The sequence below is a fragment of the Spiribacter salinus M19-40 genome, from assembly GCF_000319575.2.
Classification (GTDB): domain Bacteria; phylum Pseudomonadota; class Gammaproteobacteria; order Nitrococcales; family Nitrococcaceae; genus Spiribacter; species Spiribacter salinus.
In genome coordinates, this window is sequence record NC_021291.1 from 1,724,465 (window position 1) to 1,739,487 (window position 15,023).

The following is a 15,023-nucleotide window of genomic DNA, read 5'->3' on the forward strand; positions in this document are numbered from 1 at the left end:
CGGGTCAGCCCCGCGTGTTCTTGCGCAGTTTCTGGATCGTGCGCAGCTGAGCGGCGGCCTCGACAAGCTCGGCCTGAGCGCGGGCGTAGTCAATTTCACCACTACGGTTGGCCAGCGCTTCCTCAGCCCGCTTGCGCGCCTGCTCAGCGGCGGCCTCGTCGATGTCACCCGCCCGCGTCGCGGCATCAGCCAGTATCGTCACCACATGTGGCTGGACCTCCATGGTCCCACCCGACACGTAATAATGATCTTCCTGGCCGTGCTCATCGCGCACGGTTACCTCACCCGGCCGGAGCTGAACCAGCATGGGCAGGTGGCGCGGGTACACGCCCACCTCACCCTCAGTCGCCCGGGCCAGGATGTATGAGGAAACGCCGGAGTGGATGGACTCCTCAGCGCTCACGATGTCGATATGCATGGTCAAGGCCATAGTGGCGATACCTTACAGGCTACGGGCCTTTTCAATGGCCTCATCAATGCTGCCGACCATGTAAAACGCCTGCTCCGGCAGGTCATCATGCTCGCCGTCAACGATCGCACGGAAACCGCGAATGGTGTCCTTGAGCGACACGTACTTGCCAGGCGAGCCGGTAAACACCTCGGCCACAAAGAACGGCTGCGACAGGAAACGCTGGATCTTACGCGCCCGGGTCACGGTCTGCTTATCCTCTTCGGACAGTTCATCCATGCCAAGAATCGCGATGATGTCCTGCAGCTCCTTATAGCGCTGAAGCACCTGCTGGACGTCCTGCGCGGTGTCGTAGTGCTCCTGGCCCACGACCTGCGGGTCCAGCTGGCGCGACGTCGAATCGAGTGGATCCACCGCCGGGTAAATACCAAGCTCAGCAATGGAGCGCGCTAGCACGACGGTCGCGTCCAGGTGGGCGAAGGTCGTCGCCGGGGACGGGTCGGTCAAGTCATCCGCCGGCACGTACACGGCCTGGATCGACGTGATCGAGCCCTTGCTCGTGGAAGTGATCCGCTCCTGGAGCACGCCCATCTCCTCGGCGAGCGTCGGCTGATAGCCCACGGCGGACGGCATGCGGCCAAGCAGCGCCGAGACCTCCACACCCGCGAGGGTATAGCGGTAGATGTTGTCGATGAACATCAACACATCGCGCCCCTCATCCCGGAAGAACTCCGCCATCGTGAGACCGGTCAGGGCAACGCGCAGGCGGTTACCGGGCGGCTCGTTCATCTGCCCGTAAACCAGGGCCACCTTGTCCAGCACGTCCGACTCTTTCATCTCGTGATAGAAGTCGTTGCCCTCGCGCGTTCGCTCACCGACACCGGCGAACACGGAATAGCCGGAATGCTCAATGGCGATATTCCGGATCAGCTCCATCATGTTGACGGTCTTACCGACACCCGCACCGCCGAACAGGCCGACCTTGCCGCCCTTGGCGAAGGGGCACAGCAGGTCAATGACCTTGATACCCGTCTCCAGCAGGTCGGTCGAACCGGCCTGTTCCTCGTAAGACGGCGCCTTACGATGGATGGGCCAATTCTGCTCGGCACCGATGTCACCGGCATCGTCCACCGGGTGACCCAGCACGTTCATGATGCGGCCAAGGGTTTTTTCACCCACCGGCACGGAAATCGGCGCGCCGGTGTTGGTGACCTCGACGTTACGCTGCAGCCCATCCGTGCTGCCCATGGCGATCGCCCGGACGACGCCGTCACCGATCTGCTGCTGGACCTCCAGGACCAGATCGCGTGTGCTCACCATTAACGCGTCGTAGACCTTCGGTACGGAATCGCGGGGGAATTCGATGTCCACCACGGCACCGATGATCTGGACGACCTTTCCTGAACTCATAGCGCGGTTCCTCTTCGCGAAAGCGTTTTATTCATTGGTTGGGCGCCGTCCACGCTAGACGGCCTCGGCGCCGGCAACAATCTCCGATAGCTCCGTTGTGATGGCGGCCTGACGCGCCTTGTTATAGGCGAGGTTCAGGTCATCAATCAGCTTACCGGCATTATCGGAGGCGGATTTCATGGCCACCATGCGGGCGGCCATCTCACAGGCAATATTCTCGACGACGGACTGATAGACGAGGGATTCGATATAGCGCTCGAGCAGTAGATCCAGCGCGACAGCCGCCGAGGGTTCGTAGAGATAGTCCCAGCTGTGGGACCGGGCCATGGCCTGATCTTCCTCGGCGACGGGGAGCGGTAGCAGCTGCTCCACCGTCGGCGACTGGGTCATCGTATTCACAAACCGGTTGTAGCAAATGACCACCCGGTCCAGCTCACCCTCGGCATACTGATCCATCATCACCTTGACGGTGCCAATCAGATCTTGAAGACGGGGCGTATCACCCAGCTGCGAGACCTCCGCGACCACCGGTGCCGAGAGCCGACTGAAAAACTGAATGGCTTTGGAGCCGATCGTGCACAGCCGGACTTCCTGTCCAGCCGCTTCATGATCCCGCAGATCCCGAATAATCGCCCGAAACAGATTGTTATTCAGCCCACCGCACAGGCCCCGATCACTCGAGACAACGATGTAACCCACCCGATTCACCTCATCCCGGCGCTCCAGGAAGGGGTGCTGGTATTCAGGATTGGCCTCAGCCAGATGACTGATGACCTGGCGCATCTTCTCGGCATAGGGGAGCGCCGCCTGCATGCGCTTTTGTGCGCCGCGCATCTTCGAAGCGGCCACCATTTCCATGGCCGTCGTGATCTTCTGCGTGTTGTTCACGCTTTTGATCTGTGTGCGGATTTCCTTCGCGCCGGACATGCCGTTCTATCCTATTCCGGGTTACCAGGTGCCGTTGGCGGCAAAATCATCCAGGGCCTCTTTCAGCTGTCCCTGTATGTCGTCGCTGTAATCGCCGCTGTCGTCGATCTGCTTGATCAACTCGGCATAGTTGCTGGACATATACTGATGAAGCGCTCCTTCGTAGGCGCTGATCTTCTTGAGCTCCAGCTCATCGAGGTACCCCTCGTTCAGCGCATACAGCGAGACCGCCATGTAGGCCACTGACAGCGGCGCGTACTGGCCCTGCTTAAGGACCTCCATGGCCCGCTGACCCCGCTCGAGCTGCTTACGTGTCGACTCATCCAGATCCGACGCGAACTGCGAGAACGCTGCGAGCTCCCGATACTGCGCCAGGGCCAGGCGAATACCGCCACCCAGTTTCTTGATGATCTTGGTCTGCGCTGAGCCACCCACACGCGAAACGGATAGACCCGCGTTGATGGCTGGCCGTATACCAGCGTTGAACAGATCGGTCTCAAGATAAATCTGGCCATCGGTAATCGAGATGACGTTGGTTGGCACGAAGGCGGAGACGTCACCGGCTTGGGTCTCGATGATCGGCAGCGCGGTCAGCGAACCGGTCTTGCCCTTGACCTTGCCTTCTGTCAGCCGCTCGACCTCGTCGGCATTGATGCGGGCAGCCCGCTCCAGCAACCGTGAATGGAGGTAGAACACGTCACCCGGGAACGCCTCACGGCCTGGCGGACGGCGCAGCAGCAACGACACCTGACGGTACGCGACCGCCTGTTTGGAGAGGTCATCGTAAATAATCAGGGCGTCTTCACCACGATCACGGAAAAACTCGCCCATCGTGCAACCCGCATAGGGCGCGATGAACTGCAACGCCGCCGATTCGGCTGCCGAGGCCGCCACGATAATGGTGTGCTCCAGCGCACCATGCTCTTCGAGCTTGCGCACCACGTTGGCGATAGAGGAAGCCTTCTGACCCACCGCCACGTAGACACAGGTAATGCCCGTGCCCTTTTGGTTGATGATGGCATCAATGGCCACCGCGGTTTTACCGGTCTGGCGGTCACCGATGATCAGCTCACGCTGGCCTCGGCCGACCGGCACCATGGAGTCGATGGCTTTCAGACCCGTCTGCACAGGCTGATCGACTGATTGGCGGGCGATCACGCCGGGGGCGACTTTCTCGACCGGGGCGGTCTGATCGGTGTCGATGTTGCCCTTGCCGTCGATCGGCTCGCCCAACGCGTTCACCACGCGACCCAGGAGTGCCTCACCAATCGGCACCTCGAGAATACGGCCCGTTGTGCGAACGCTGTCGCCCTCACTGAGGTGGGAGTAATCGCCGAGCACCACAGCGCCGACGGAGTCGCGCTCCAGGTTAAGCGCCATGCCGTAGGTCTCGCCCGGGAACTCGAGCATCTCGCCCTGCATGGCGTCGCTGAGTCCGTGAATGCGCACGATGCCGTCGGTCACGCTGACCACGGTGCCCTCGTTACGCGCCTCAGCCACCGCTTCGAAGTTCTCGATGCGCTGTTTGATCAGGTCACTGATTTCCGTCGGATTAAGTTGCATCTCATCTGTCCTCTTAGCGGCTCAGGGCGCCGGTCAGACGCGTCAGGCGGCCGCGCACCGATCCATCTATGATCAGGTCACCGGCGCGCACAATGGCACCACCGATAAGTGTTTCGTCGATTTCAGACGCCAGTCGCACCGTCCGATCGAGCCGGGTCGACAACGCCTTGGCCAAGCGATCCCGGACCGCATCGTCAATCGGCTGGGCCGTGACGAGCTGTGCATCCAGCGTCCGTTCATGGGTGGCACGCAGGTCATCGAACTGACGCGCCATTTCCGGCAGCTGCAAAATGCGGTCACGATCGACCAGCAGCCGGATCATGTTGGCGAGCGTCGGATTGAGGTCATCCCCGCAGATCTCGATGATCAGCGCGGCCTTGTCCTCGTCGCTCACGCGTGGGCTACGAAGGACAAGATCCACCTGCTCATTGCCGACCACTGCGGCGGCTAACGTTAGCCCCTGGGCCCAGCCCGCCAGGTCATTCGACTCGCGGGCGAGTTCGAATGCGGCCTCAGCGTACGGTCGGGCGATGGTGATCGACTGTGCCATCGAGCGCCCCTCAGACCTGCTCAGTCAGCTGATCGAGCATCTGCTGATGCGCCTTCGCATCAACCTCCCGCTCAAGGATCCGGCTCGCACCCAGGATGGCGAGCTCGGAGACTTCGCTACGTAACTGCGCCTTGGCCTGGCCGAGCTCCTGCTCGATCCGGGCCTCGGCCGCAGCGCGCTCACGCTCACCGACGGCTCGCGCTTCCTCCCGCGCCTCGTCAATCAGATTGGCACCCTGGCGGTTGGCCTTCTCGATAATATCAGCCGCTTGCGCCTTGGCCTCTCGGACATGCTCCGCAGCGCGCTCTTTCGCGAGGTCCAGCTCGTGCTGGCCCCGTTCGGCCGATGCCAGCCCGTCGGCGATACGCTTCTCACGCTCGCGCATGGCCTGCTGAATCGGCGGCCAAACAAACTTCATCGTGAACAGGATGAACACCAGGAAGGTGATCATCTGCCCGAACAGTGTGACGTTAATGCCCACGGTTCACTCTCCCATGCTGCCCGTTGACGGGATTCGCGGCGAGTGGATTGTTCAGCTCAGCGCGCCCAGCAGCGGGTTCGCAAACATCAGCAGGGCGGCGAACGCCACACCGATGATCGACACCGCGTCGAGCAGGCCGGCGACGATAAACATGCGGACCTGCAGCACACCGGCCACCTCAGGCTGGCGGGCAATGCCCTCCAGAAACTTGCCACCCAGCATGCCGAAGCCAATGCTGGTGCCGACCGCGGCGAAGGCGAAAATCAGTCCGATGGCGATGGCGGTGAGCGCCTGAACCTGTGCGATAGCTTCCATGATTCCTCCAAACAGGGGTCTTTAAGTTAAAACCAGCACGAACGGCCCCCGGGCGCCGCTCAGTGTTCCTCGTAGGCCAGACTCAGGTACACAACCGTGAGCACCATAAAGATGAAGGCCTGCAGCGGGATCACCAGAATATGGAAGATCGCCCAGGCCACACCCGGCACCCACTGTGCCCAAATCGGCAGCAGTGCAATCAGAATAAAGATGATCTCGGCGGCATACAGGTTGCCGAACAGCCGCATCCCCAGCGATACCGGCTTGGCGATCATCTCGACAATGTTCAGCATCAGGTTGGCCAGCCAAAGCGCCGGGTGCGAACCAAATGGGTGACAGAAAAGCTCTTTGGTAAAGCCTTTCCCGCCCTTGCCCTTGATGCCGTAGATGATGATCAACGCGAGCACGGTCAGCGATAGGCCAAACGTGGCGTTCATGTCGGCGGATGGCAGGATGCGCACATATTCAATCCCGACGAGCTTGAGCAGCTCCGGGAAGAGATCCACCGGTATGAGGTCCATCAGGTTCCAGAAGAACACCCAGACAAAGATCGTCAGCGCGAGGGGCGCGACGAAGTCCTTAGGGCCATGGAAACTCTCGCTCACCTGGTTATCAATGAATTCGATGCACGCCTCGACAGCGGTTTGCAGTCCACTGGGCGCATCGACGCTTGCGCGGCGCGCCACCGCGTAAAACAGACCAAAGAAGATGAAGCCCAGAATCCAGGACACAATGAGGGTGTCGATATGCAGGGTCCAGAAACCCTCTCCCACCGAGAGATGCTCAAGGTGGTGAGTGACATATTCTGTGGCCGAGCCGCTTGCCATACCCTTTTCTATCCTGTGCCGAAACCAGTCAGTCGATGTTCTCGAGCAACACGAAGCCGTAGGCGGCCAACGTGAAAGCCAGCGTTGTGACGAGGGCCGCGGCTTGGTCGCGGAACATGTAAACCCCGACGAAAATCAATCCTGTGCCTAGTAGCAGTTTCATCATTTCAGCCCGATAGAAGCCACCGAGCATGGCCCGTGGTTCCTCGGCCGTGCTGCTCAAGGACCACTTGAGCGCAACGTAACCGGTCATGGCAATGCTGATGAGAAGCCCCACAAGCGCCGCGAACCCGGCCGTCATTCCCCCGGCGATGAGCCAGGCCACAACTGCCACTGATCCGATCACGAGCTGAATCCGAATGACCTTAAACGCAACCCGTCTCAGCATCCGCTTTCACCGGAAAGCAGGATCGGAAAAGCGCTCGAAGTATAAAGAACTCCGCTCACGGCTTCAACGAATGTGCTCAAGAATCCCATCGAGCTCGTCAAGACTGTTGTAGCGAATCACCAGCCGGCCCTTGCCCCGCTGCCCGTGCTCGATGCGCACATTCGCCCCGAGACGTTCAGCCAGATCGTCCTGCAGACTGCGAATATTCGGATCCGGTGCGGCTTTTTCCTGGCGATCCGTCGTCGCCGACTGCATCTGCCGGACCAACGCTTCCGTCTGGCGCACGGACAGGCCCCGCGCCACAATCTGGCGGGCCGCCTCGGCCTGGCCCGCCTCATCCAGCGAGAGCAGGGCACGGGCGTGGCCCATTTCCAGTTCGCCATTGGCAATATGCGATTTAACCGTGGCCGAGACATCCAGCAGGCGCAGCAAATTCGAGACGCCAACGCGTGACCGGCCGACCGCATCCGCAATGGCCTGGTGCGTCATGCCGAATTCTTCGATCAGCCGGTGCAGCGCCGTTGCCTCTTCCAGCGGGTTGAGGTCCTCGCGCTGAATGTTCTCGATCAGGGCAACGGCCACCGCCATTTCATCGGGGATATCCCGAACAATGGCAGGAATCGTCTCCAGCTCCGCCAGCTGTGCCGCCCGCCAACGCCGCTCGCCTGCAATGATTTCGTAGCGCTCGCCACCAGGCAGCGGCCGCACGACAATGGGCTGTACGACCCCCTGGGCTCGAATGGAATGTGCCAGCTCCTGCAATGCGGCCGGATCGAATTCTCGACGCGGTTGATAGCGCCCACCCTCAAGCTGATCGAGGGGCAGATCACGCAGACCGGATTCTCCGGCCTGACCCGCCTCCGCCGAGGCCTCACCCAGTAAGGCATCCAGACCGCGTCCCAATCCCCGTCGCCGATTGCTCATGCCGTGTCTCCTGCCGTGGCGGCGCCCGCTTGCTGACGACGCAACAGCTCCGAGGCAAGCGCCCGATAGGCCACTGCACCGCGCGAGGCCCGATCGTACTGAAGCACTGCCAACCCGTGGCTCGGCGCCTCGGCCAGGCGCACATTGCGCGGGATCTGGGTCCGATAAACCTGGCCTGGAAAGTGTTCAAGGAGCTGCGCGCCAACCTGGTTGGCCAGGTTATTGCGGCCATCGAACATCGTGCGCACCAACCCCTCAATCTCGAGTGTCGGGTTCACGGTTTGGCGAACCCGCTCGATGGTGTTGAGCAACGCCGACAGCCCTTCGAGGGCATAGTATTCGCACTGGATCGGGATCAGCACCCGGTCAGCCGCCACAAAGGCATTCACCGTGAGAATGTTCAACGCCGGTGGGCAGTCAATAAGAATATGATCATAGTCGTCGCGAATGGGGGCGAGCGCCTCCTGCAGGCGTTTGTCGCGACCCTCACCCGTGCCCATCAGCGCCACCTCAGCGGCCGTCAGGTCCCCGTTGGCCGGTAGCAAATCAAACCCACCGGTGAGGCCCGTACAGCGCACGGCCGAGGCGTCCGCCTCGCCCATGAGCAACTCATAGTTGGTGTGCGTGACCGAATTCTTCTCAAGCCCTGCCCCAACGCTCGCATTGCCCTGTGGATCCATATCCACGAGCAACACGCGCCGGCCGCTGCTCACTAATGAAGCGGCAAGGTTGACACAGGTGGTGGTCTTGCCAACGCCACCCTTTTGATTAGCCACGGCCAGTGTCTGAGTCATCGTTCTATCCTGTGGCGGGCTCCGTGCCCGTCATAATGAGCAAATGGCGCTCGGCATCAAGCCCGGGCACATCCAGTTTATGCCAGCGGCATGATACGCCGGCTTGCTCAAGGCCTGCCAACTCATGGTCCTGGCGGCGTCCTTTCATGGCCAGCGCGGGTGCGCCGGGCGCCAGTAGATGCCGGATACCCGCCCAGAATGTGCCCGCCTCACTGAATGCCCGGCAAATGACGCCCGCGAAGCCCTCGGCACGCGCGTAGTCTTCAAGCCGGGTCTGCACCACCTCGACGTTAGACAACCCGAGTTCAAGACAGGCCTGCGCAAGAAATCGCGTTTTCTTGCCATTGGACTCGAGCAGTGTGACCGGCCGGTCAGGCTCCGCCACGGCGAGGGGTATCCCGGGTAGCCCCGGGCCGGTGCCGACATCCAATAGAGCGCCGGTCGGCAACCAGGGCCGCACGACCAGGCTGTCGAGCAGATGGCGGGGCACCATCGCGGCCGGGTCCCGCACGGCGGAGAGGTTGTAGACGCGATTCCACCGCGCAAGCAGATCCCGGTAGGCGAGCAGCGGTTCCGCCAGGTCTGGGCGTTCACCCAGAGCAGCCAAGCCCGCCGTCAGTGTGGCGTTATCCTCACCGGCACGCAGGGCCACTCAGGCGCTCCGGCGCTCGGTATCCCGGCGCAGGTGCACGAGCAACAGCGAGACGGCCGCGGGCGTTATACCCGGAATACGCGCGGCCTGCCCCAGCGTCGCCGGTCGATGACTGAGGAGCTTTTCCCGAACTTCTGCAGACAGCCCGGCGACCGACTGATAATCCAGATCTTGCGGGATCCGCAGATGCTCGGATCGCTCACTGCGTGCTACCTGATCGGTCTGTCGTTTCAGATAACCCGCATACCGTGCCTCGATAACCAACTGCTCGCGAATGCGCGGGTCCGCCGGTCCGGGCCCACCCCCCGGCAATTGCATCAGGGTCAGGTAATCCATCTCAGGGCGCCGCAGCAGTGTCATGAGCGTCTGCTCCCGGCGCAGGGGCTGTCCCAGTAAGCTGGCGCCAGCATCGTCGCCTAAATCACCCGGCTTGACCCAGGTGCGCTCCAATCGCACGCGTTCGGTCTCGATCCCCTCGCGATAGGCCTCAAAATCCGCCCAGGCCGCTTCGCTGATCAGCCCGTAACGATAGGCCACCGGGAGCAATCGCAGATCCGCGTTGTCCTCGCGCAGCTGTAGGCGATATTCCGCCCGCGAGGTGAACATGCGGTAAGGCTCCCGCGTTCCCCGCGTTGTCAGATCATCCGCAAGCACGCCGATATACGCCTCGTGGCGTCCCGGCACCCAGCTCGACTCTCCCTGGACGCGCGCGGCGGCATTGACCCCGGCCAGCAAACCCTGGGCGGCCGCCTCTTCGTATCCGGTGGTGCCATTGATTTGCCCAGCCAACCACAACCCTGGCAGATGCAGACTCTCCAGATGGGGCTGCAAATCCCGCGGATCCAGATAGTCATACTCGATGGCGTAGCCCGGTCGGGTGATGTGGGCGTTTTCAAGCCCCTGAATGCTGCGCACGAGGGCCACCTGCGTGTCGTAAGCCAGGCTGGTGGAAATGCCGTTGGGATACACCTCGCGACTGCCGAGGCCTTCAGGCTCCAGGAAAATCTGATGGGCGTTGCGATCGGCAAAGCGCACCACTTTGTCTTCGATCGACGGGCAGTAACGCGGGCCCGTGCCCTCGATCTCGCCGCTGAACATCGGTGAGCGATGCAATCCGTCACGGATGATGGCATGCGTGGCTTCGTTGGTGTGCGTGATATGGCAGGCCACCTGCCGTGGATGCTCATCTCGCCGACTCCAGCGCGAGAAGTAGGGCACCGGATCGTCCCCGGGCTGCTCGCCAATCTGCCGATAATCAATGCTGCCGGCATCAATTCGCGGTGGCGTTCCGGTCTTAAGCCGGCCCACCCGCAGAGGGAGCTCACGCAACCGTGCGGCAAGGGCATTGGACGGGGCATCACCGGCACGCCCCCCGCTGTGGCTGTGATCGCCCACGTGAATCCGTCCACCGAGGAAGGTCCCGACCGTCAACACCACCGCCTGCGCCCGCAATGACAGCCCCATGCCGGTGACCACGCCACAGACCTCGCCCTGCTCGACGATGAGATCCTGGACGCTGTCCTGGAAGAGTTGCAGGCCCTCGAGGGCATCGAGTTCATGGCGCACGGCTTCCCGGTACAGCGCCCGATCCGCCTGAGCGCGGGTCGCACGCACCGCCGGCCCCTTGCGGTGGTTGAGACACCGGAACTGAATCCCTGCCCGGTCAATGGCCCGACCCATGACGCCCCCCATGGCGTCGATTTCACGCACCAGATGGCCTTTGCCAATCCCGCCAATCGCCGGATTGCAGCTCATCTGACCGATGGTCTCGAGGCTCTGGGTCAGGAGCAGTGTGCGCACACCCATACGGGCCGCGGCGTGCGCGGCCTCGGTGCCGGCATGACCGCCACCGACGACAATGACTTCAAATGGCCTTGCAGGATCCATGACGCCTTACCTGATGTGTTCAACGACCGTGCAGTTTATCAATTACTTGCCAATACAGAAGGTTGAGAAAATCGCCCCTAAGAGATCCTCGGTGGTCACGGTCCCGGTAATCTCCCCCAACCGGTCCTGGGCGAGACGAAGCGATTCCGCGACCAGCTCATCTCCCAGCCCAGCCGCTGCTGCGCCGCGCGCCTCGGTGAGTGCCTCGGCGGCTGCATCCAGCGCCTGGAGATGCCGGCGACGGGCGATAAAACCGGCCTCGGTATGCATTTCACCCAACTCACCCCGCAAGTGCGCGCGCAAGTGATCAAGACCGGCTCCGGTTAGGGCCGATACCCCGATCACCCCCGCTTGAACGCCCGGCGCACGGTCGGTTAAGTCAATCTTGCTGGCCACCCGAGTCAGCGGAACATCCGCGGGCAGTTCATCCAGCAGATCGGATGACGCATCGGGGTCCTTGGCGGCATCATCACTCACCAGCAGAATGCGGTCGGCTCTGGCCATGGCCGCCTGCGCTCGGCGCACCCCTTCCTGCTCGATGACATCGCCACCGTCCCGCAAACCCGCAGTATCCAGGACGCGCAGAGGCAAGCCATCGATATGAAGCTGGGTGTCCAGGATGTCCCGAGTCGTCCCCGCGAGTTCGGTCACAATGGCTGCATCGCGCCCGGCGAGGGCATTGAGCAGGCTCGATTTGCCGGCATTGGGCCGCCCGGCAATAACCAGCGTCAGGCCCTCCTGTAGCCGCTGCCCCTGTCCCGCCGCCCGCCGCGTCGCCGCAAGCCGCTCGGCAATCGCATCAATGCGGCCAATCAGTTCGTCCGCCGCCAGGCCATCCAGTGACTCGTCGGCAAAATCAATGCTCGACTCCAGATGCACCCGCAGTTCGGTCACCGAGGCCACCAATCCATTGACTGTCTCGGCAAACTCGCCCTGAAGGGAGTGCATTGCAGCGCGGGCCGCAGACTCACTGCCGGCGTCAATCAGATCGGCAATGGCCTCAGCGCGGGTCAGATCCAGGCGGCCATTCAGAAAAGCGCGCTGACTGAACGCGCCGGGCTCGGCCAGTACCGCACCCAACGCGAGGAGCCGCTGGAGTAATCGATCCAGAACGATGGGGCCACCGTGGCCGTGGAACTCGACCACGTCCTCGCCCGTGAACGACTGGGGACCAGGAAAGAACAGCACTAGCCCTTCATCAAGGGCTTCACCGTTGCTGTCACGGAACCGTCGTAGCGCCGCATAGCGTGGCGCCGGCAGGGGCGAAGCAATAGCCTGCGCCAGCGCCTGAGCATCAGGCCCGGAGACCCGTACGACGCCGATCCCACCGCGCCCCGGCGGTGTGGCCACGGCGCACAGGGTGGGCTCGGCCATGCTAGGACTTCGCGCCGGCCTCAATACGCCGGGTGATAATCCATTGCTGGAGGATGGAAAGACTGTTGTTCGTCACCCAGTAGAGCACCAGCCCCGCCGGGAAGAACATGAAGAAAATTGTAAAGACCAACGGCAGGCCCATCATGATTTTCTGCTGAATCGGATCCATCGGCGCCGGATTGAGCTTCTGCTGCAGGAACATGGTCGCGCCCATCAACAGCGGCAGCACATAGAACGGATCCCGTTCGGCCAGATCCTGAATCCAGAGAATCCACGGAGCCTGGCGCAATTCCACGCTCTCCAACAGCACCCAGTACAGCGCAATGAACACCGGTATCTGAATCAGAATCGGCAAACAGCCGCCCAGCGGGTTCACCTTTTCCTTCTTGTAGAGCTGCATGAGCTCCTGATTCATCTGCTGGCGGTCCTCACCATAGCGCTCCTTGAGCTTTTGCATCTCAGGCTGGAGCTTGCGCATCCGGGCCATGGAGCGATAACTCGTCTCCGAGAGCTTGTAGAACACCAACTTGATGCCGAGCGTGAGCAGAATGATTGACCAGCCCCAATTACCGACGACGTCGTGGATCCAGTCCAGCGCCACGAACAGGGGCTTGGAGATGATGGTCAGCCAGCCATAGTCCACGGTGAGCTCAAGCCCGGCGGCCACCGCGTCCAGGCGGTCCTGCTCCTTGGGGCCAATGAACAAACGATTCTCGAAGGCCTGCGTGTCACCGGCGGCCACACTTTGCCAGGGCGAGCTATGCCCGAGGATGTATTCACCCCGACTAACCCGGGAGTAGTAGCGCAGCTCCTGATCCCGCGGTGGCACCCAGGCGGCGAGGAAGTAATGCTGGATCATCGCAAGCCAACCATCGGCGATGTCCAGGGAGATGTCCTCCTTGTCCATGTCACCGAAACTGATCTTTTGATACTTCTCCTCCGGGCTGTAGAGCACACCACCGGTGTAGCTGGCAGCACCCAGGAAACCCGGACCCTCGGTTTCGGTCGTACGGCGAAGCTGGCTGTACTGATAGCCGCGCCAGTCGGCGTCGCTGGCATTCTCGACTTCATGCACGACGCGCACGAGGTAGCTATCGCGCTCGAATAAATAACGCCGAGTAATGGTGACACCCGACTCGCTGCGCCAGCGAAGCGGCACTTCGATCTGATCTGCATCGTCTTCAAGCGTATAGCGCTCCGCCACGGCCTCCCATTCGGCCATGTGCCCGGGTGCCTCCACATCATCGCCGATCAACCCACTCTGGGCGACGAACAAGGGATCAGTGTTGCCGAGCAGCTGAAACGGCGTGTCATCGTCGACCGCCCGTGTGTGTTCGCGCAGTGCCGCGTCGCGTATGTTGCCGCCCGCTAGCGGGATCTCAATGTCAAGTACATCCGTGGTCACGCGCACGGTATCGGCCATGATGGCCTCACTGTCCGCGCCTGCACCGGTGTCATCCGATGCGCCAGGGGCGTCATCCTCGCGGCCACCCGGAGACGCGGGGTCGTCAGCGGCGCGATCATCCGCGGCGCCTGGCTCCGGTGCCGCTGCGTCAGCCTGTTCTTCCTGAGTGGCGGCGGTGGTCTCTGCCTGGCGCGGGCCATAGTCCTGCTGCCAGGTCGTCCAGACCAACAGCATGACAAGCGCGAGGGCGACCAGCAGAAATAGGCGTTGGTTATCCATCATCGGCGGTGACTCGCAGATTCCTGGTCCGGGACAGGATCTAGCCCCCCGGGATGAAAGGGATGACAGCGCAGAATGCGCCGAAGGGCGTAATACCCGCCCCGCAGCGCCCCATGGCGCTCAACCGCCTCAATAGCGTAGCAGGAACAGGTTGGATGAAAGCGGCAGCTCGGACCCAGCAGGGGGCTGATGACGTAGCGGTATGCGCGTAGCAGCGCGATCAAGATGGTTCGCATGACCGGGATACCCGTTGCCAGAGTCTGTCCAGTGCCGCGGAGAGTATAGCGTTTTCTGTGTGTCGGGCGACCGGTCTAACCATGACAACCACGTCCACCTGGGGCAAATCGGCTTGCCAATGTCGAAACCGCTCGCGAATCAATCGTTTAATCCGGTTCCGGTCGACGGCGCGAGGGGCTGCCTTGCGTGAAACGGCCAGGCCTAGTCGCGCCCGGTCAGCCTGGCCAGCCCCGGTCAGTATCGTGAAGTAGCGGTCTGCGTAGCGACTCGCTTGGGCAAACACCGCTCGAAATTCACGACTGCTGGAGAGTCGGGCCTCGAGCGGAAACCTCTGATCCGGGCCCGTCACTGGCGCCGGACCTACGGTGTCAGTCGAACGCGTCCCTTCGCGCGGCGCCGAGCGAGCACCTTGCGGCCATTCCGCGTGGCCATCCGGGCACGGAACCCGTGATTGCGCTTGCGCTTGATGACGCTGGGTTGAAACGTCCTCTTCATGACGGAACCGCCTTCTCGAAAATCGAAATCAGTGGAAAAACAGCCAGCAAGCGTAATCCCCCGCCGTGAGGGTGTCAACGAATCCGGCACGGACAAGCGCCGTTCT

Annotated in this window: 18 protein-coding genes; all 18 read right to left on the minus strand. The window is 62.1% G+C overall.

Going from position 1 to position 15,023, the window contains the following annotated elements; all coding sequences use genetic code 11:
• Nucleotides 1-4: 4 nt before the first annotated feature.
• Nucleotides 5-430 carry a F0F1 ATP synthase subunit epsilon gene (locus SPISAL_RS08535; protein WP_016354075.1) on the minus strand — a complete coding sequence of 142 codons (426 nt, stop codon included), beginning with the start codon at nt 428-430 and terminating at the stop codon, nt 5-7.
• A gap of 12 nt (nt 431-442) precedes the next feature.
• Nucleotides 443-1,819, minus strand: coding sequence for a F0F1 ATP synthase subunit beta (atpD, locus tag SPISAL_RS08540; RefSeq protein WP_016354076.1), 1,377 nt, complete (start codon nt 1,817-1,819; stop codon nt 443-445).
• 54 nt (nt 1,820-1,873) lie between these two features.
• Nucleotides 1,874-2,746 (minus strand): F0F1 ATP synthase subunit gamma, encoded by an 873-nt coding sequence (gene atpG / locus SPISAL_RS08545; RefSeq protein ID WP_016354077.1) that lies wholly within the window; start codon nt 2,744-2,746, stop codon nt 1,874-1,876.
• A gap of 21 nt (nt 2,747-2,767) precedes the next feature.
• Complete coding sequence (atpA, locus tag SPISAL_RS08550) at nt 2,768-4,309, minus strand: F0F1 ATP synthase subunit alpha (RefSeq protein ID WP_016354078.1); 1,542 nt, start codon at nt 4,307-4,309, stop codon at nt 2,768-2,770.
• Between the two features lie 13 nt (nt 4,310-4,322).
• Entirely contained in the window at nt 4,323-4,859 is a 537-nt protein-coding gene (locus tag SPISAL_RS08555; RefSeq protein WP_016354079.1) for a F0F1 ATP synthase subunit delta, read from the minus strand.
• A gap of 10 nt (nt 4,860-4,869) precedes the next feature.
• On the minus strand, nt 4,870-5,340 hold the full coding sequence (locus SPISAL_RS08560; RefSeq protein ID WP_016354080.1) for a F0F1 ATP synthase subunit B: 471 nt from the start codon (nt 5,338-5,340) through the stop codon (nt 4,870-4,872).
• 51 nt (nt 5,341-5,391) lie between these two features.
• Nucleotides 5,392-5,655, minus strand: coding sequence for a F0F1 ATP synthase subunit C (gene atpE / locus SPISAL_RS08565; protein ID WP_016354081.1), 264 nt, complete (start codon nt 5,653-5,655; stop codon nt 5,392-5,394).
• A gap of 59 nt (nt 5,656-5,714) precedes the next feature.
• Complete coding sequence (atpB, locus tag SPISAL_RS08570; protein WP_016354082.1) at nt 5,715-6,482, minus strand: F0F1 ATP synthase subunit A; 768 nt, start codon at nt 6,480-6,482, stop codon at nt 5,715-5,717.
• A 28-nt stretch (nt 6,483-6,510) separates the two neighbouring features.
• The gene (locus tag SPISAL_RS08575; RefSeq protein ID WP_016354083.1) at nt 6,511-6,870 is read right to left on the minus strand and encodes an ATP synthase subunit I; all 360 of its coding nucleotides are present in this window, start codon (nt 6,868-6,870) and stop codon (nt 6,511-6,513) included.
• Between the two features lie 63 nt (nt 6,871-6,933).
• Complete coding sequence (locus tag SPISAL_RS08580; RefSeq protein ID WP_016354084.1) at nt 6,934-7,794, minus strand: ParB/RepB/Spo0J family partition protein; 861 nt, start codon at nt 7,792-7,794, stop codon at nt 6,934-6,936.
• Complete coding sequence (locus SPISAL_RS08585) at nt 7,791-8,588, minus strand: ParA family protein (RefSeq protein ID WP_016354085.1); 798 nt, start codon at nt 8,586-8,588, stop codon at nt 7,791-7,793. The genes SPISAL_RS08580 and SPISAL_RS08585 overlap by 4 nt, the downstream gene beginning before the upstream one ends.
• 4 nt (nt 8,589-8,592) lie before the next feature.
• Nucleotides 8,593-9,240, minus strand: a complete 648-nt coding sequence (rsmG, locus tag SPISAL_RS08590) for a 16S rRNA (guanine(527)-N(7))-methyltransferase RsmG (protein WP_016354086.1) — start codon at nt 9,238-9,240, stop codon at nt 8,593-8,595.
• A complete protein-coding gene (gene mnmG, locus SPISAL_RS08595; RefSeq protein ID WP_016354087.1) occupies nt 9,241-11,127 on the minus strand; it encodes a tRNA uridine-5-carboxymethylaminomethyl(34) synthesis enzyme MnmG in 1,887 nt (628 codons plus the stop codon).
• 42 nt (nt 11,128-11,169) lie between these two features.
• On the minus strand, nt 11,170-12,501 hold the full coding sequence (gene mnmE, locus SPISAL_RS08600; protein ID WP_016354088.1) for a tRNA uridine-5-carboxymethylaminomethyl(34) synthesis GTPase MnmE: 1,332 nt from the start codon (nt 12,499-12,501) through the stop codon (nt 11,170-11,172).
• 1 nt (nt 12,502) lies between these two features.
• Nucleotides 12,503-14,185, minus strand: coding sequence for a membrane protein insertase YidC (yidC, locus tag SPISAL_RS08605; RefSeq protein ID WP_016354089.1), 1,683 nt, complete (start codon nt 14,183-14,185; stop codon nt 12,503-12,505).
• Nucleotides 14,185-14,421, minus strand: a complete 237-nt coding sequence (gene yidD / locus SPISAL_RS08865) for a membrane protein insertion efficiency factor YidD (RefSeq protein WP_016354090.1) — start codon at nt 14,419-14,421, stop codon at nt 14,185-14,187. The genes yidC and yidD overlap by 1 nt, the downstream gene beginning before the upstream one ends.
• On the minus strand, nt 14,406-14,771 hold the full coding sequence (rnpA, locus tag SPISAL_RS08870; RefSeq protein WP_016354091.1) for a ribonuclease P protein component: 366 nt from the start codon (nt 14,769-14,771) through the stop codon (nt 14,406-14,408). The genes yidD and rnpA overlap by 16 nt, the downstream gene beginning before the upstream one ends.
• A gap of 11 nt (nt 14,772-14,782) precedes the next feature.
• On the minus strand, nt 14,783-14,917 hold the full coding sequence (gene rpmH, locus SPISAL_RS08730) for a 50S ribosomal protein L34 (RefSeq protein WP_016354092.1): 135 nt from the start codon (nt 14,915-14,917) through the stop codon (nt 14,783-14,785).
• Nucleotides 14,918-15,023 lie beyond the last annotated feature (106 nt).